Source organism: Pseudomonas fluorescens Q2-87 (assembly GCF_000281895.1).
Lineage (GTDB): Bacteria > Pseudomonadota > Gammaproteobacteria > Pseudomonadales > Pseudomonadaceae > Aquipseudomonas > Aquipseudomonas fluorescens_S.
This window is the reverse complement of sequence record NZ_CM001558.1, coordinates 3,814,391-3,830,671: the sequence shown is the minus strand read 5'-3', so window position 1 is coordinate 3,830,671 and position 16,281 is coordinate 3,814,391. Positions and strand designations below refer to the sequence as shown.

Annotated in this window: 10 protein-coding genes; 5 read left to right on the top strand and 5 right to left on the bottom strand. The window is 61.3% G+C overall.

Translation table 11 applies throughout. The features are described 5' to 3' along the window. Window positions 1-50: 50 nt before the first annotated feature. Window positions 51-1,463 (bottom strand): cytochrome c oxidase accessory protein CcoG, encoded by a 1,413-nt coding sequence (gene ccoG / locus PFLQ2_RS10950; RefSeq protein ID WP_003183007.1) that lies wholly within the window; start codon window positions 1,461-1,463, stop codon window positions 51-53. Window positions 1,464-1,673: 210 nt separating this feature from the next. Beyond that, a complete protein-coding gene (locus PFLQ2_RS10955) occupies window positions 1,674-1,910 on the bottom strand; it encodes a DUF3203 family protein (protein ID WP_003183005.1) in 237 nt (78 codons plus the stop codon). 136 nt (window positions 1,911-2,046) lie between these two features. On the opposite strand from PFLQ2_RS10955, the gene PFLQ2_RS10960 reads away from it, so the two are divergent. The 4 genes from PFLQ2_RS10960 (at window position 2,047) to glgB (ending at window position 10,844) form a co-directional block, all read left to right on the top strand. Continuing rightward, complete coding sequence (locus PFLQ2_RS10960; protein WP_003183002.1) at window positions 2,047-2,547, top strand: MgtC/SapB family protein; 501 nt, start codon at window positions 2,047-2,049, stop codon at window positions 2,545-2,547. A gap of 515 nt (window positions 2,548-3,062) precedes the next feature. Continuing rightward, the gene (locus PFLQ2_RS10965) at window positions 3,063-5,060 is read left to right on the top strand and encodes an alpha-1,4-glucan--maltose-1-phosphate maltosyltransferase (protein ID WP_003183001.1); all 1,998 of its coding nucleotides are present in this window, start codon (window positions 3,063-3,065) and stop codon (window positions 5,058-5,060) included. A 193-nt stretch (window positions 5,061-5,253) separates the two neighbouring features. Further along, a complete protein-coding gene (gene treS / locus PFLQ2_RS10970) occupies window positions 5,254-8,598 on the top strand; it encodes a maltose alpha-D-glucosyltransferase (protein WP_003182999.1) in 3,345 nt (1,114 codons plus the stop codon). Window positions 8,599-8,609: 11 nt separating this feature from the next. Beyond that, on the top strand, window positions 8,610-10,844 hold the full coding sequence (gene glgB / locus PFLQ2_RS10975; RefSeq protein ID WP_003182997.1) for a 1,4-alpha-glucan branching protein GlgB: 2,235 nt from the start codon (window positions 8,610-8,612) through the stop codon (window positions 10,842-10,844). A gap of 164 nt (window positions 10,845-11,008) precedes the next feature. On the opposite strand, the gene gudD is transcribed toward glgB, so the two are convergent. Next, entirely contained in the window at window positions 11,009-12,352 is a 1,344-nt protein-coding gene (gene gudD / locus PFLQ2_RS10980) for a glucarate dehydratase (protein ID WP_003182995.1), read from the bottom strand. A gap of 29 nt (window positions 12,353-12,381) precedes the next feature. Then, window positions 12,382-13,728: an MFS transporter gene (locus PFLQ2_RS10985; RefSeq protein ID WP_003182993.1), complete on the bottom strand. Its 1,347-nt coding sequence runs from the start codon at window positions 13,726-13,728 to the stop codon at window positions 12,382-12,384. Window positions 13,729-14,063: 335 nt separating this feature from the next. Between PFLQ2_RS10985 and PFLQ2_RS10990 the strand changes: the two genes are divergently transcribed. Next, entirely contained in the window at window positions 14,064-14,774 is a 711-nt protein-coding gene (locus PFLQ2_RS10990; RefSeq protein WP_003182991.1) for a FadR/GntR family transcriptional regulator, read from the top strand. Window positions 14,775-14,844: 70 nt separating this feature from the next. Here PFLQ2_RS10990 and ppnN read toward each other — a convergent pair whose 3' ends face one another. Then, window positions 14,845-16,218: a nucleotide 5'-monophosphate nucleosidase PpnN gene (gene ppnN, locus PFLQ2_RS10995; protein WP_003182990.1), complete on the bottom strand. Its 1,374-nt coding sequence runs from the start codon at window positions 16,216-16,218 to the stop codon at window positions 14,845-14,847. Window positions 16,219-16,281: the final 63 nt, after the last annotated feature.

Below are 16,281 nucleotides of genomic sequence, written 5' to 3'. Positions count from 1 at the left end.
GCCGCTATCGCGGCCAAACTCGCTATCACAGGTGCCGGCATCTTAAAGCTTCACCGATTCATCGGCGCGACAAAACGGCTCTTGGCCACGCTGTAGATTTCAGGTTCGTCACTGTCGGCCACCTTGAAGGTCATTTCCTGGGAGCCACTTCGGGGCCGCTCGCTGAGCATTGCCACCGATACCGGCACGTCGACGATTTCCCCCGGTGCCAGGGTCAGTTGTGTCTTGCCTTGGAGAATAAAGCCGTCACCGTCCACCAGGGACAGCAGGTATTCCTGGCGCTGCTGGGTCTTGTTGATGATCTTCAGGCTGTAGATGTTCTCGATCTGCCCGGCGCTGTTTTCTCGGAACAGACCGCGGTCCTTACTGACGTCCAGAGACACCATGGGCCGCTGCACCAAGGCCAGGGCCAGGGCCCCGATCATCACCAGCAGCACGGCCGTGTAGCCGATCAGCCGGGGCCGTAGCAGGTGCGTCTTGCCGCCTTGCAATTGATGTTCGGAGGTGTATTTGATCAGCCCGCGAGCGTAGCCCATCTTGTCCATGATCGAGTCGCAGGCATCGATGCACGCTGCACAGCCGATGCATTCCATTTGCAGGCCGTCGCGGATGTCGATGCCGGTGGGGCAGACCTGCACGCACATCTGGCAGTCGATGCAATCGCCCAGGCCGATATTCGCCGGGTTCACATCGCGCTTGCGCGGGCCGCGAATCTCGCCACGGGCCGTGTCGTAGGAGATGGTCAGTGTGTCTTTATCGAACATCACGCTCTGAAACCGTGCGTAGGGGCACATGTGCATGCACACCGCTTCTCGCAGCCAGCCGGCGTTGAGGTAGGTGGCCCCGGTAAAAAACAGCACCCAGAACAGACTGACGCCGGCCATTTGCAAGGTCAGCAGCTCTTCGGCCAACGGCCGGATCGGGGTGAAGTAGCCAACGAAGGTCAGGCCTGTCAGCAGGCTGATGGCCAGCCACAATGTGTGCTTGGCCGTGCGGCGTAACAGTTTGTTCACGCCCCAGGGTGCGGCCTGCAGCTTGATCCGTTGGTTGCGTTCACCTTCGGTAATTTTTTCGCACCACATGAAAATCCAAGTCCAGGAGCTTTGCGGACAGGTGTAGCCGCACCACACGCGGCCGGCGAACACGGTGATTGCAAACAGGCCGAAGGCGGCAATGATCAACAGCGCCGAGAGCAGGATGAAATCCTGGGGCCAGAAGGTCGCGCCGAAAATGTGGAACTTGCTTTCGGAAAGATCCCAGAGCACTGCCTGGCGACCGCCCCAATTCAGCCACACCGTGCCGAAGAACAGCAGGAACAGAACCCCCGCACCGCTGATGCGCAAGGTGCGGAACAAGCCGGTAAAACTGCGGGTGTGGATCAGCTTATCGGTGGACCCGGCCCTGCTTTTCACTGGCGCGGGCTCGAAGGTCTGTATCAACTGGACGGGGATTCTTTCGCTCATGGTCGGGTCGCTCATCAGCCTGTATCTGGCTGGCGCACTATGACCATTGAACTGTTTGCATAACAGGCTCAGATAATTCGATTAAAACCGGATCAGATGGCGTCGAGCCCAGGCCCTGCGACACTTTGATGCACCCAGGCACAAGCGAACAATTCCCCCTGTGGCGAGGGAGCACCTACCTCGCCACGGGCTTCACCCTTGATCTAGCCGTCAGATGACCGAGTCGCTGTCGGTGGCCTTGAGATTCTGGCGTCTGTCGGCCGCGCCGGCCACAGTCAATGCATCGACTTCAGCCTCGGTCACATAGACCCGCCCGCCATTGAGCTCCACGGCCGACATGGCTTTGTCCGGGTCGGTGACGATGGTCAATTCACTGGCAGGGCGTTGTTCCGGGCCATTGAGGGTTTCGAAATGGCAGATTTGGTTGTCATCGATATGTACAGGCATGGCTGCGCTTCCTTCTGGATGTCCTGAACGTTAGGCGCCGCCCCCCGGCCAGGGTTCGTCGTGGCTGATCAGCGGTCAGGCGCACCTCTGGCTTCGCTTGCGGTCCATCGTGTATCGACTGACAAGAGGACGCTTCATGGAAGCCTGGTGGCATGAAGTCTGGATAACCCTGCAAGCTGAATTCGCTGACATCACCGATGCCCAGCAGATGACCCGGGTCACGGTACGCCTGGTGATGGCCGCGCTGCTGGGCGGCATTCTCGGTTTCGAACGCGAACACAAAGGCAAGGCCGCCGGGGTGCGCACCCACATGCTCGTCGCCCTGGGTGCCGCGCTGTTCGTTCTGGTACCGCAGATGTCCGGCTCCCAGGCCGACGCCATGAGCCGGGTAATCCAAGGCGTGGTGGCGGGCATCGGTTTTCTCGGCGCAGGCACCATCCTGAAGAACACGGACGGCGACGTAAGCCACGTCAAAGGCCTGACCACCGCAGCCGGGCTATGGATGACCGCCGCCATCGGCGTCGCCGCCGGGCTGGGCCGGGAGGCGACGGCTGTGCTGAGTACGATATTGGCGCTGGCGATTTTCAGTGCGATGCCGGTGATTGTGCGAGCGTTGGAGGGGGAGGACAAACCTTGACACCGCCGTGGCCCTGACACGGATCTATGGGAGCGAGCTTGCTCGCGAAAGCGGCGCATCAGTCGATGGAAATATTGCCTGACACTCTGTTTTCGCGAGCAAGCCCGCTCCCACAGGTTTCTGATCTACAACTAAGTGAGCCGTCCAGCCCGCTCCGGCGGTGCCTCGCTCGGCGGATCTCCAAAGGGCGGCTGGGGACTGGGTGGAGGATCTTTCTCCGGAATCGGCTCCGGATCCGGTCCTGGCGGTGGCAGGTTGGGGTCGTCGATGTTTGGATCGGGTGTTTCGGCCGGGATGGGAATTGTCATCAGGGCGGGCCTCCGTAACGCACATGGCTTGAGTCGTGCTTATGGTTGTTGACCGTCCTGCGCCAGGTTTGATCCCGGCGGCACGGGCAAATCCCTCTGAACTTTTAGCCGCCGGCCCGGTTCGGAGCTTAAGTGAGTTTATTTAGGGACCCGTTGGGCCTTTACCGCCAAAAGCGCGTCCATGGGGCGTAAAAGGAGCGATGCTCGATGACTGCTGAACACCCGACAGACCTGGCGTACAACCCGCATTTGCCGTTGTCCCAGGCCTTGTTGTTGCCGCGTATTGCTATTGAAAACACGATGCCGGTGATCGACGGCGGACAATTTGCCGCCAAGGCCGTGGCCGGGCAGGACGTGACGGTGACCAGCAAAGTATTCGCCGACGGTCACGACAAGCTGGCGGTGCGCATCCGCTGGCGGGCGCTGGAGGATGAGGCGTGGAACAGCGAGGTCATGACTGACCTGGGCAACAATGGCTGGCGAGGCCAGTTCAATGTGCCGGAACAAGGTCGCTATGTATTCTGCATCGAAGCCTGGATCGACCAGTTCGCCAGTTTTCGCTACGAGCTTGAAAAGAAGTTCGGCGCCGGGGTACCCATCAGCCTGGAGTTGCAGGAAGGGCGCAACCAGGTGCAGCTGGCCGCCGAGCGCAGCAATGGTGAGCTGAGCGAGCACCTGGCCGCGTTGCACCACGAACTCTCCGGCCTGTTGCCGACCGAGCAGGTGGCGTTGTTCCTGGATCCCCGCAGTGCGGACCTCATGTCCCAGGCGGACCATCGGCCCTACCTGAGCATCAGTCCCGAATACCCCCTGGATGTGGAGCGCAAGCTGGCGGAGTTCGCCAGCTGGTATGAGCTGTTCCCTCGCTCGATCACCGACAGCCCACAGCGCCATGGCACCTTCAATGACGTGCATTCGCGCCTGCCGGTGATCCAGGACATGGGTTTCGACGTGCTGTACTTTCCGCCGATCCACCCGATCGGCCGCAGCTTTCGCAAAGGCCCGAACAATTCCCTCACGGCCGGTCCCGATGACCCTGGCAGCCCTTACGCCATCGGCAGCGAGGAGGGCGGGCACGAAGCGATTCATCCGCAGTTGGGGTCCCGCGAGGATTTTCGGCGCTTGGTAAAAGCCGCCGCTGCCCACGGCCTGGAAATCGCCTTGGACTTCGCTATCCAGTGTTCCCAGGACCACCCCTGGCTGAAGCAGCATCCGGGCTGGTTCAGCTGGCGGCCGGACGGCACGATCAAATATGCCGAGAACCCGCCGAAGAAATACCAGGACATCGTCAACGTCGACTTCTATGCGGCCGATGCGATCCCCAGCCTGTGGCTGGAGCTGCGGGACATTGTGGTGGGCTGGGTCAACGAAGGCGTGAAGATATTCCGTGTCGACAATCCCCACACCAAGCCGCTGCCGTTCTGGCAGTGGCTGATCGCCGATGTGCGGTCCCAATACCCTGAAGTGATGTTCCTGGCCGAAGCGTTCACCACCCCGGCGATGATGGCGCGGTTGGGCAAGGTCGGCTATTCCCAGAGCTACACCTATTTCACCTGGCGCAACACCAAGGCCGAGCTGGCGACCTATTTCAGCGAACTCAATGAATCGCCCTTGCGCGAGTGCTACCGGCCGAATTTTTTCGTCAACACGCCCGATATCAACCCCGCCTTCCTGCATGGATCGGGGCGTGCGGGTTTCCTGATCCGCGCCGCGCTGGCGACCATGGGATCAGGCTTGTGGGGCATGTATTCGGGATTCGAATTGTGCGAATCGGCGCCGGTGCCAGGCAAGGAGGAATACCTGGACTCGGAGAAATACGAAATCCGCCCGCGAGATTTCACCGCGCCGGGCAACATCATTGCCGAGATCGCCCAGCTCAACCGGATCCGCCGGCAGAACCCGGCGCTGCACACGCACCTGGGCTTGAAGATCTACAACGCCTGGAACGACAACATTCTCTATTTCGGCAAGCGCACGCCTGACGGCAGCAATTTCATCCTGGTGGCGGTGAGCCTTGACCCCCACAACCCGCAGGAAGCCAGCTTCGAGTTGCCGCTGTGGGAGATGGGCTTGCCGGACGATGCCCAGACCCAGGGCGAGGATTTGATGAACGGACACCGCTGGACCTGGTACGGCAAGTATCAGTTCATGCGGATCGACCCGGCTTACCAACCGTTTGGGATCTGGCGGATCAGTGTGGCGTGAGAACGGAAGCGATTCTGGGAGAGCAATCTTGAAATAGGGGGCTATTCGTAGCGAGGGAGCTGGCTCCCGCTGGGTCGCGTAGCGCCCCTAAAAACGATGAGCGCCTCGCACTCAAGCGGGAGCCAGCTCCCTGGCCACATGGAATCCCACGAGCCTGCTCCAGCGGCGTTATTGAATTCATCAGGAGTTGCAAATGGCGAAGAAACCCCGGTCTGCCACCTTCATCAAAGACCCGCTCTGGTACAAGGACGCGGTGATTTATCAGGTTCACGTCAAATCCTATTTCGACTCCAACAATGATGGCATCGGTGATTTTCCTGGCCTGATAGAAAAGCTCGACTACATTGCCGACCTGGGCGTGAACACGATCTGGCTGTTGCCGTTCTATCCTTCGCCTCGGCGCGATGATGGTTACGACATTGCCGAATACCGCGGCATTAGCGCGGACTACGGCACCATGGCCGATGCACGTCGTTTCATAGCCGAAGCCCACAAGCGCAACCTGCGGGTGATTACCGAGCTGGTCATCAACCACACCTCGGATCAACATCCCTGGTTCCAGCGCGCGCGCAAGGCCAAGAAAGGTTCGAGTGCACGGGATTTCTACGTCTGGTCCGACGATGACCATAAGTACGATGGCACGCGGATCATTTTCCTCGACACCGAAAAGTCCAACTGGACCTGGGACCCGGTAGCCGGCCAATATTTCTGGCACCGTTTCTATTCCCATCAGCCGGACCTCAACTTCGATAATCCGCAGGTCATCAAGGCCGTGCTGTCGGTGATGCGCTATTGGCTGGACATGGGCATCGACGGCCTGCGCCTGGACGCCATCCCGTACCTGATCGAGCGCGATGGCACCAATAACGAGAACCTGCCCGAAACCCATGATGTCCTCAAGCTGATCCGGGCCGAGATCGACGCCAATTACCCCGACCGCATGTTGCTGGCCGAAGCCAACCAATGGCCGGAAGACACCCAGCTGTATTTCGGCGATGTCGACGCCCAAGGCTTGAACGGCGACGAATGCCACATGGCGTTCCACTTCCCCTTGATGCCGCGCATGTACATGGCGTTGGCCCAGGAAGATCGTTTTCCCATCACCGACATCCTGCGCCAGACCCCGGAGATTCCTGCCAATTGCCAGTGGGCGATTTTCCTGCGCAATCACGATGAGCTGACGTTGGAAATGGTCACCGACAAGGAGCGCGACTACCTGTGGAATTACTACGCGGCCGACCGTCGGGCGCGCATCAACCTGGGGATTCGCCGGCGCCTGGCGCCGTTGATGGAGCGTGACCGTCGTCGAGTGGAATTGCTCAACAGCCTGCTGCTGTCGATGCCCGGCACGCCGACGTTGTATTACGGCGACGAAATCGGCATGGGCGATAACATTTACCTGGGGGACCGCGATGGCGTGCGGACACCGATGCAATGGTCGATCGATCGCAACGGTGGTTTTTCCCGCGCCGACCCGGCCAGCCTGGTGCTGCCGCCCATCATGGACCCGCTCTATGGTTACCTGTCGGTCAATGTCGAGACCCAGGCCGGCGATCCCCATTCACTGCTCAACTGGACCCGGCGAATGCTGGCGGTGCGCAAGCAGTCCAAGGCCTTCGGCCGTGGCACATTGAAAATGCTCTCGCCCAGCAACCGCCGGATCCTGGCCTATACCCGCGAATACACGAGTCCGGACGGCAAGCACGAGATCATCCTGTGCGTGGCCAACGTGTCCCGCAGCGCCCAGGCTGCCGAGCTGGACCTGTCGGCCTACGCCGGCATGGTCCCGGTGGAAATGCTGGGCGGCAACGCCTTTCCACCCATTGGCCAGTTGAATTTCCTGCTGACCCTGGCGCCGTACGGCTTTTATTGGTTCGCCTTGGCGGCGGAAAACCAGATGCCGAGCTGGCACGTCGAACCGGCCCAGAGCCTGCCCGACTTCACCACGCTGGTGCTGAAAAAACGCCTGGAAGAGTTGCTTGAGGCCCCGTCGCGCACCACGTTGGAGCAAACCATCCTGCCGAGCTGGCTGCAGAATCGTCGCTGGTTCGCCGGCAAGGACAGCGCGATCGAGAAGGTCAACATCGTCTATGGCGTGCGCTTTGGTGACCCGCAGCAGCCGGTGCTGCTCAGTGAAATCGACGTCACCAGTGGCGGCCAGACGCTGCGTTACCAATTGCCGTTCGGCCTGCTGCCCGAGGACCAGATGGGCGCGGCATTACCGCAGCAACTGGCGCTGTCGCGTGTGCGTCGGGTTCGCCAGGTCGGTCTGATCACCGATGCGTTCAGCCTGGAAAGCTTCGTCAGGGCAGTGCTGCAAAGCATGCAGGCGGGCACGGTGCTGCCGTGCGACGAGGGCGAGTTGCGTTTCGAGCCCACTGAGGGCCTGGCTGCGTTGAATCTAGGAGCCGAGCCGGAAGTCCGCTACTTGTCGGCCGAGCAGTCCAACAGTTCGGTGGTGGTGGGCGGCAGCCTGGTGCTCAAGCTGATCCGCAAGGTCGCCTCAGGGGTGCATCCGGAGTTGGAGATGAGTGCCTACCTGACGCAAGCCGGTTTCAGCAATATTTCGCCGCTGCTGGGTTCGGTCATCCGCCGCGATACCCAGGGCGAGGATGCGCTGCTGATGATTGCCCAGGGTTATCTGAGCAACCAGGGCGACGCCTGGGAGTGGACGCAGAACAACCTCGAACGGGCCCTGCGCGATGAGCTGGCGGACGCGGTGTCCGAGCAGGAACAGCACTACAACGCCTTGGGTGAGCTGAAGGATTTTGCCGGCATGCTCGGCCAACGCCTGGGAGAAATGCACCAGATGCTGGCCCAGTCCACCGACAATCCCGACTTCGCGCCGCAGGCTACCAGTGCCAAGGAGGCCCAGGCCATCGGCAAGGATGTGGCGGCCCAAGTGGAAAACGCCTTGCGCCTGCTCAAGCAGAACCAAAGCCAATTGAACCCGGCGGACCAGGCCATGGTCGCACGCTTGCTGGAGCACCGCAAAACCGTCCTGGCCCATGTCCAGGAGCTGGCCGGCAAGGCTGCCGGTGGATTGCGCATCCGTGTCCATGGCGACTTGCACCTGGGGCAGGTGCTGGTCATCAAGGGCGACGCCTACCTGATCGACTTCGAGGGCGAGCCGGCGCGACCGCTGCATGAACGGCGGGGCAAGCACAGCCCGTACAAGGATGTCAGTGGTGTGCTGCGCTCTTTCGATTACGCGGCGGCGATGGCGATCCACTTGCACACCGTCGACAGCACGGCTGATGCCGATGCGGCGCGACAACGGGTCGCCGATCGTTATTTGATAGAGGCTCGCCAGGCATTCATTGAGGCATATCGGCTGGCGGCAGCTAGTCTTGCCCATGAGTGGAAGGATGCTGAAGGCGAAAACGCCGCGCTGGCGTTGTTCGGCCTGGAGAAGGCGGCCTATGAAGTGGCCTATGAAGCCGAGAATCGCCCCGCCTGGCTGCCCGTGCCCTTGCATGGGCTGTACGGGTTGTTGAGTGGGCTGCAACCCTTTTCCGATTTAGCCGGACCGATTTAGTGGAGAGAATCATGAGCGTCTCGAACAAAGAACCACAGGGGCAGGCCAGGGAGTCGCTGCTGCCATCCAGCCGCGACATCGACGCGCTGGTGCGTGCCGAACATCAGGATCCGTTTTCCATATTGGGCCCACACGGTGATGGGGCGGGCGGACAATTCATCCGGGCCTACCTGCCCGGCGCGCTGAGTGTGCATGTGCTGGCCCGTGACGGCGGCGAAGAGCTGGGTGAACTGCAACCCACCGAAACCCCCGGCCTATTCGTCGGTCATTTCGACCGTAGCCAGGCGTACCTGCTGCGCACCCGATGGGCGGGTGGCGAACAAGTGGCGGAGGACCCCTACAGCTTCGGGCCGTTGCTAGGCGAGATGGACCTTTATCTGTTTGCCGAAGGCAACCACCGCGACCTCAGCTCCTGCCTCGGCGCACAACTGACCACCGTCGATGGGGTCGACGGCGTGCGCTTCGCCGTGTGGGCGCCGAATGCCCGACGCGTTTCGGTGGTGGGGGACTTCAACGTCTGGGACGGCCGGCGGCATCCAATGCGCATTCGGTACCCGTCCGGTGTCTGGGAATTATTCATTCCACGGCTGGGCGCGGGTGAAGGCTACAAATATGAAATCCTCGGCGCCCACGGCATCCTGCCGCTCAAGGCCGATCCGGTGGCGCTGGCGACGCAGATGCCGCCAGACACTGCGTCCAAGGTTGCCCCGCGGTTGAAAATCGAATGGCAAGATGACGAGTGGATGCAGAGCCGACGCGAACGCCAACTGCCGGGCGCGCCGTTGTCGATCTATGAATTGCACGCCGGTTCCTGGCAGTGCGAAACCGATGAAACAGGCGAAGTGGCCCGCCAATACAACTGGCATGAACTGGCCGAACGGCTGATTCCCTACGTCAAGGACCTGGGTTTTACCCATATCGAGCTGATGCCGATCATGGAGCACCCGTTCGGTGGCTCTTGGGGTTATCAGCCGCTGTCGCAGTTCGCACCGACGGCGCGTTTCGGGTCGCCGGATGACTTCGCGGCGTTCATCAACGCGTGCCACCAGGCCGGCATTGGCGTGATCCTCGACTGGGTGCCTGCGCACTTTCCAACCGACACCCACGGGCTGGCTCAGTTCGACGGCACCGCGCTGTACGAATACGGCAACCCACTGGAAGGCTTCCATCAGGATTGGGACACCCTGATCTATAACCTGGGGCGCACCGAAGTCCATGGCTTCATGCTCGCTTCGGCGCTGCACTGGTTGAAGCATTTTCACGTCGACGGGCTGCGGGTCGATGCGGTGGCCTCGATGCTGTACCGCGACTATTCGCGCAAAGCAGGGGAGTGGGTGCCCAATCGTCATGGCGGGCGCGAGAACCTGGAAGCCATCGATTTCCTGCGACATCTCAACGACGTCGTGGCGCTGGAAACGCCTGGCGCGCTGGTCATCGCGGAAGAATCCACGGCTTGGCCGGGCGTGAGCCAGAGCACCCAGCAGGGCGGCCTCGGCTTTGCCTATAAGTGGAACATGGGCTGGATGCACGATTCGCTGCACTACATCCAGCAGGATCCGGTGTACCGCGCGCATCATCACAATGAGCTGAGTTTCGGCCTGGTATACGCCTGGTCCGAGCGCTTCGTCCTGCCGATTTCCCACGACGAAGTGGTCCATGGGAAGCGTTCGCTGATCGACAAGATGCCCGGTGACCGCTGGCAGAAATTCGCCAACCTGCGGGCGTACTTGAGCTTCATGTGGGGACATCCCGGCAAGAAACTGTTGTTCATGGGCTGCGAGTTCGGCCAGTGGCGCGAGTGGAATCATGACCAGCAACTGGACTGGTACCTGCTGCAATACCCCGAACACCGTGGCGTGCAGAGACTGGTCAGCGATCTGAACCGACTCTATCGCGAAGAACCGGCGCTCCATGACCAGGACGATGCGCCCCAAGGGTTCCAGTGGTTGATCGGCGACGATGCGCTCAACAGCGTGTATGCGTGGCTGCGCTGGAGCAAGGACGGGCGTCCGGTGCTGGTGGTCGCCAACTTCACTCCGGTGCCGCGCGAGGCTTACCGGGTCGGCGTGCCGTTTGGCGGGCGCTGGGTGGAGTTGCTCAACAGCGATGCCGACACCTATGCCGGTTCCAACTATGGCAACAGCGGCGGTGCATCGACCGAAGAGGTGCCCAGCCATGGCCAGGCCCTGTCGATGGAACTCAACCTGCCGCCGTTGGCGGTGCTGATCCTGCGGCCGGAGGGTTAGAACGGCCTGATCACAACTTCCTGTGGGAGCGAGCCAGCTCGCGATGCGGTCTGCCTGAAAGCGATGTTGGATGTGCCGCCGTCATCGCGAGCAGGCTCGCTCCCACAAGGAGTCATGGTGAGTTCAAGTTCATATGCGCCATCCGCCAAACGGGAGCAATCGACTCAACGCACGAGGCACGGCTGCTTGTTGTTGAACGTCCAGCCCGGAATCAGGAACTGCATCGCCACGGCATCGTCTCGCGCACCGAGGCCCATGCCTTTATAGAGTTCATGGGCCTTGGCCAGTTGATCGGTGTCCAGCTCGATCCCCAACCCCGGCTTTTTCGGCACTTGCACGCAGCCGCCCTGGATTTGCAACGGTGCCTTGGTCAGCCGCTGGCCGTCCTGCCAGATCCAATGAGTGTCGATGGCGGTGATATCGCCCGGTGCGGCGGCGGCGACGTGGGTGAACATCGCCAGGGAAATATCGAAGTGATTGTTGGAGTGGGAGCCCCAGGTCAGGCCCCATTCATTGCACATCTGCGCCACTCGCACCGAACCCTGCATGGTCCAGAAGTGCGGGTCGGCCAAGGGAATGTCCACCGACTGCAAAGTGATGGCGTGGCCCATCTCGCGCCAATCGGTGGCAATCATATTGGTGGCGGTCTTGAGGCCTGTGGCCCGACGGAATTCAGCCATGACCTCACGGCCCGAGTAGCCGTTCTCGGCACCGCAAGGATCCTCCGCATAGGCCAGCACTTTGTGCTGGTCGCGGCACAGGCCAATGGCCTCCTTCAGTGACCAGGCGCCGTTCGGGTCCAGGGTGATGCGCGCCTGGGGAAAGCGCTCGGCCAGTGCGGTGACCGCTTCGATTTCTTCGTCGCCCCTGAGCACGCCGCCCTTGAGCTTGAAGTCCTGGAACCCGTAGCGAGCATGGGCGGCTTCGGCCAGGCGTACGACGGCGTCGGCGTCCAGGGCCTTTTCGTGGCGTACACGGAACCAGTCGTTGTCGGCGTCCGGCTCGCTGCGGTAGGGCAGGTCGGTTTGTTGGCGGTCCCCGACGTAAAACAGATATCCGAGCATTTTCACTTCGTCACGCTGCTGGCCTTCCCCGAGCAGGGCCGCCACCGGGACGTCCAGATGCTGGCCGAGCAGGTCGAGCAACGCCGCTTCCAGGCCGGTCACGGCATGGATGGTGATGCGCAGGTCGAACGTCTGCAGGCCACGGCCACCGGCATCGCGGTCGGCGAATGCGTGGCGCACCGTGTTGAGGATCTTCTGGTACGTGCCAATGGGGCTGCCGACCACCAGCGAGCGTGCATCTTCGAGGGTCTGGCGAATGCGTTCGCCACCGGGCACCTCACCCACGCCAGTGTGGCCTGCGTTGTCCTTGAGAATGACAATGTTGCGGGTAAAGAACGGGCCATGGGCGCCGCTGAGGTTCAGCAGCATGCCGTCATGGCCGGCCACGGGCACAATCTGCATGCTGGTGATGATCGGGGCTTTGCTGGTTTCTACGCTAGTCATGTGAACTTATCCTTGTGCGAATCGAATGGTCAGACGTGGCTGGCGGTTGGGTTGGCCGGCGTCACCAGCGCTTTTGGCTTGGGCGTATTGCGTGCGGCAAAGACGATGATCGCGGCGATGATCGAGGTGGCCGCCAAGCCGTAGAGGCCGCCCTGGATCGAGCCAGTGTGCTCCTCGAGCAAGCCGAACGTGGTGGGAGCGACGAACCCGCCCAGGTTGCCCACGGAGTTGATCAGTGCAATGACTCCCGCGGCGATGCGCGCGTCCAGGTAGGCCTGGGGAATCGGCCAGAACAGCGATGAAGCGGATTTGAAGCCCAGGGCCGCGAAGCAGATGGCGACGAAAGCGAAGATCGGCCCGCCAGTGGTGGACATGAACATCCCTGCCGCAGCGATGAGCAGGGCCGCCGCCACCCAGGCCTGCTGGAATTTCCACTTGGCCGACAGCGAGGCGAAGGCGTACATGCCGACAATCGACAGTAGCCATGGGATGGAGTTGAACAGTCCGACCTGGATGTCGCTGAGGTCACCCATCTTCTTGATGATGCTCGGCAGCCAGAAGGTGGCGGCATAGATCGTCAATTGAATGAAGAAGTAGATCAGGCAAAACAGAATGATCTGGCGATCCTTGAGCAACTGGCCGATGGACAGTTTGATCGGCGAGGCGGCTTCCCGTGCTCGCTGCTCATCGTCGATGGTCTTGACCAGCACATCTTGTTCTTCACGGCTCAGCCATTTGGCATCGTGGGGCTTGGAGTCCAGCCAGAACCAGACGAAGACGCACAGGCCGACGGAGAACATCCCTTCAATGAAGTACATCCATTGCCAGCCGTGCATGCCCAGGCCGTTGATCTGCAGCAGCAATCCCGACAGCGGGCCGGAGATCAGCGACGCGATGGCCGAGCCGCTGAGGAAGATGGCGATGGCCTTGCCGCGCTCCACGCCTGGTAACCAGCGGGTGAAGTAATAGATGACCCCGGGGAAGAAACCGGCTTCGGCAACGCCCAGCAGGAAACGCAGGATGTAGAAGTGGGTTTCGTTCTGGATGAAGGCCATGCCGGCGGCTACCAGGCCCCAGGTGAGCATGATGCGGGTCAGCCAGATGCGCGCGCCGATTTTTTGCAGAAGGATGTTGGACGGGACTTCGAACAGCGCGTAGCCGATGAAGAACAGGCCGGCGCCAAAGCCATAGGCCGCTGCACCGATACCCAGGTCGTGCTCCATGTGGGCACGCACGAAGCCGATGTTCACGCGGTCGATGTAGTTGACGATAAACATGATGACGAACAGCGGCAGGATGTGGCGCTTGACCTTGGATATGGCCGACAGCAGCACCGGATCCGCGCCGGCATTCGCCTTGAGGCTGGATGTGTTCACTGGTTTTTCTCCCACTCGTTATTTTTATGCGGGCATCGTGCAGGTGCCGATGTTGATAGACATCATACAACTTGATTTTTTTGGCTGACAAGCGATTTTTGATCACGATTGGATTGGATAAAAGTGCTGTTTATGCCTGAAACACTGGGCTTTAGGTAATATTTTGGCTATGGGCAGGCGAGGCCACAGAGCTGAATGAACGCTTGAGCTTGCGTTTCTACCGATCAATATGTGCTCTAGCCTGTGTGTTGTCATACAAGTTAGCTGCCGATGGCCAGCACTTATAAGCCTGCTGATGGTAGGATCTTTGAGCCTGCTTTCGAGGAACCCTGGCGATGCAAGAAATCGACGTGCCACTGCGCAAGCGTACCCACAACCTGGCCCACGACTTGGTGGCGAAGCTGAGCCAGAGCATTTTGCTGGGGCAACTCAAGCCAGGGGAAAAACTGCCCTCGGAAGGGGCCATCGTGCAAGAACACGGCGTCAGCCGCACGGTGGTGCGCGAGGCGATTTCCAAGTTGCAAGCTTCAGGCTTGGTGGAAACCCGCCATGGCATCGGCACCTTTGTCCTGGAGCAGACCGGTGAGCCGGGGTTGCGCCTCAATGTCGATACCGCGGCGGGTGTGCGGGGCATCCTGGAGCTGCGCCTGGGCCTGGAGACCCAGGCAGCCGCCTTGGCCGCCCAGCGCCGCAGCGAGCATCATTTGCAGCAGATGCGCCAGGCACTGGATGACTATCAGCGGCTGTCCAGTAACAACGACAGCTGCGTGGAGGCCGACCGGCGTTTCCACCTGCTGATCGCCGAAGCCACGGACAACACCTGTTTTGTCGAAATCATGCAGCACCTGGGCAGTGCGATGATTCCCCGGACCCGGGTGAATGTCGCCGAACGTGGCCAGGCAGACCTGGGCAAGCTGGCGCAGTTGGCGAGCCTGGAGCATGAGGCGATTTTCAACGCGATCAAGCGCCAGGACCCGGACGCCGCCCGCGCCGCCATGTGGCTGCATCTCACCAACAGCCGCGACCGGTTTGGTGCCGCTGCCTGACGACTGATCATCGCCAGGCCCACCGTCAAGGCCGGTGGGCCGGTTCGCGCGAGAATTGTGGGCCCGAGGATCAGGTCACCACGCGGTAGCACGGCACGTAGGCCGCGCCGCCTGGCAACTTCATGCGGTGCTGGGCGACGAAGGCCTGGAGCAGGCGGTCAAGGGGTTCCATAATGGCGGCATCGCCGTGGATCTCGTAAGGGCCGTGTTCCTCGATCAGGCGGATGCCCTTGTCCTTGACGTTGCCGGCCACGATCCCTGAAAACGCCCGACGCAGGTTCGCGGCCAATTCGTGGGCGGGCAGTTCGCGGCTCAGCCCCAAGCTGGCCATGTTGGCATGGGTCGGGTCGAACGGGCGTTGGAAGCCTTCGTCGATCTTCAGCAGCCAGTTGAAGTGGAAAGCGTCGTTGCGCTCACGGCGGAACTGCTTGACCTCCTTGAGCCCCTGGGTCATCTGCCGGGCCACTTCGGCCGGGTCATCGATGATGATCTGGTAGTGCTTCTGGGCAGCCTCGCCAAGGGTCGCGCCGACAAACGCGTGCAACTGGTCAAGGTACGGCGCGGCGCTTTTCGGTCCGGTGAGGACCACCGGGAAGGGCAGGTCCTGGTTGGCCGGGTGCATCAGGATGCCCAGCAGGTACAGGAACTCCTCCGCCGTGCCGGCACCGCCCGGGAAGATGATGATGCCGTGGCCGACACGTACAAAGGCCTCCAGGCGTTTCTCGATGTCCGGCAGGATCACCAGCTCGTTGACGATCGGGTTCGGCGCCTCGGCGGCGATGATGCCCGGCTCCGTCAGGCCCAGGTACCGACCACCGTGGATGCGTTGCTTGGCGTGGGCGATGGTGGCGCCTTTCATCGGGCCTTTCATCACGCCTGGGCCGCAGCCGGTGCAGATGTCCAGGCTGCGCAGGCCCAGTTCGTGGCCGACTTTCTTGGTGTATTTGTATTCTTCGGTATTGATCGAGTGACCGCCCCAACACACGACAATTTTCGGTTCCACACCCGGGCGCAAGGTGCGGGCGTTGCGCAGCAGGTGGAACACGTAGTCGCTGATGCCCTGGGACGAGCTCAGGTCGATGCGTTGGCTGTCCAGTTCGTTCTCGGTGTAGACGATGTCGCGCAGGGCGCTGAATAGCATTTCCCGGGTGCTGGCGATCATTTCACCGTCGACGAAGGCGTCGGCCGGCGCGTTCAGCAGTTCCAGGCGTACGCCGCGGTCCTGCTGGTGAATGCGGATCTCGAAATCCTTGTAGGCTTCCAGGATGGTCTTGGCGTTGTCGACATGGGCGCCGGTGTTGAGGATGGCCAGGGCGCACTGGCGAAAGAGGGTGTAGATACTGCCGGAACCGGCTTCGCTCAGTTGCTGGACTTCGCGCTGGGACAAGGTCTCCAGGCTGCCCTTGGGGCTTACCGAGGCGTTGATTACATGTCTTTGAGTCATTCAGCTTTCCTTGAAAACGATGCCATGCACACAACGACGGCATCTTTGAAAATACGTCCACGT

Excerpts from the sequence above, each read along its gene's own strand:
- ccoG (WP_003183007.1), bottom strand. The coding sequence starts at position 1,463 with ATGAGCGAAAGAATCCCCGTCCAGTTGATACAGACCTTCGAGCCCGCG.
- PFLQ2_RS10955 (WP_003183005.1), bottom strand. The coding sequence starts at position 1,910 with ATGCCTGTACATATCGATGACAACCAAATCTGCCATTTCGAAACCCTC.
- PFLQ2_RS10960 (WP_003183002.1), top strand. The coding sequence starts at position 2,047 with ATGGAAGCCTGGTGGCATGAAGTCTGGATAACCCTGCAAGCTGAATTC.
- PFLQ2_RS10965 (WP_003183001.1), top strand. The coding sequence starts at position 3,063 with ATGACTGCTGAACACCCGACAGACCTGGCGTACAACCCGCATTTGCCG.
- treS (WP_003182999.1), top strand. The coding sequence starts at position 5,254 with ATGGCGAAGAAACCCCGGTCTGCCACCTTCATCAAAGACCCGCTCTGG.
- glgB (WP_003182997.1), top strand. The coding sequence starts at position 8,610 with ATGAGCGTCTCGAACAAAGAACCACAGGGGCAGGCCAGGGAGTCGCTG.
- gudD (WP_003182995.1), bottom strand. The coding sequence starts at position 12,352 with ATGACTAGCGTAGAAACCAGCAAAGCCCCGATCATCACCAGCATGCAG.
- PFLQ2_RS10990 (WP_003182991.1), top strand. The coding sequence starts at position 14,064 with ATGCAAGAAATCGACGTGCCACTGCGCAAGCGTACCCACAACCTGGCC.
- ppnN (WP_003182990.1), bottom strand. The coding sequence starts at position 16,218 with ATGACTCAAAGACATGTAATCAACGCCTCGGTAAGCCCCAAGGGCAGC.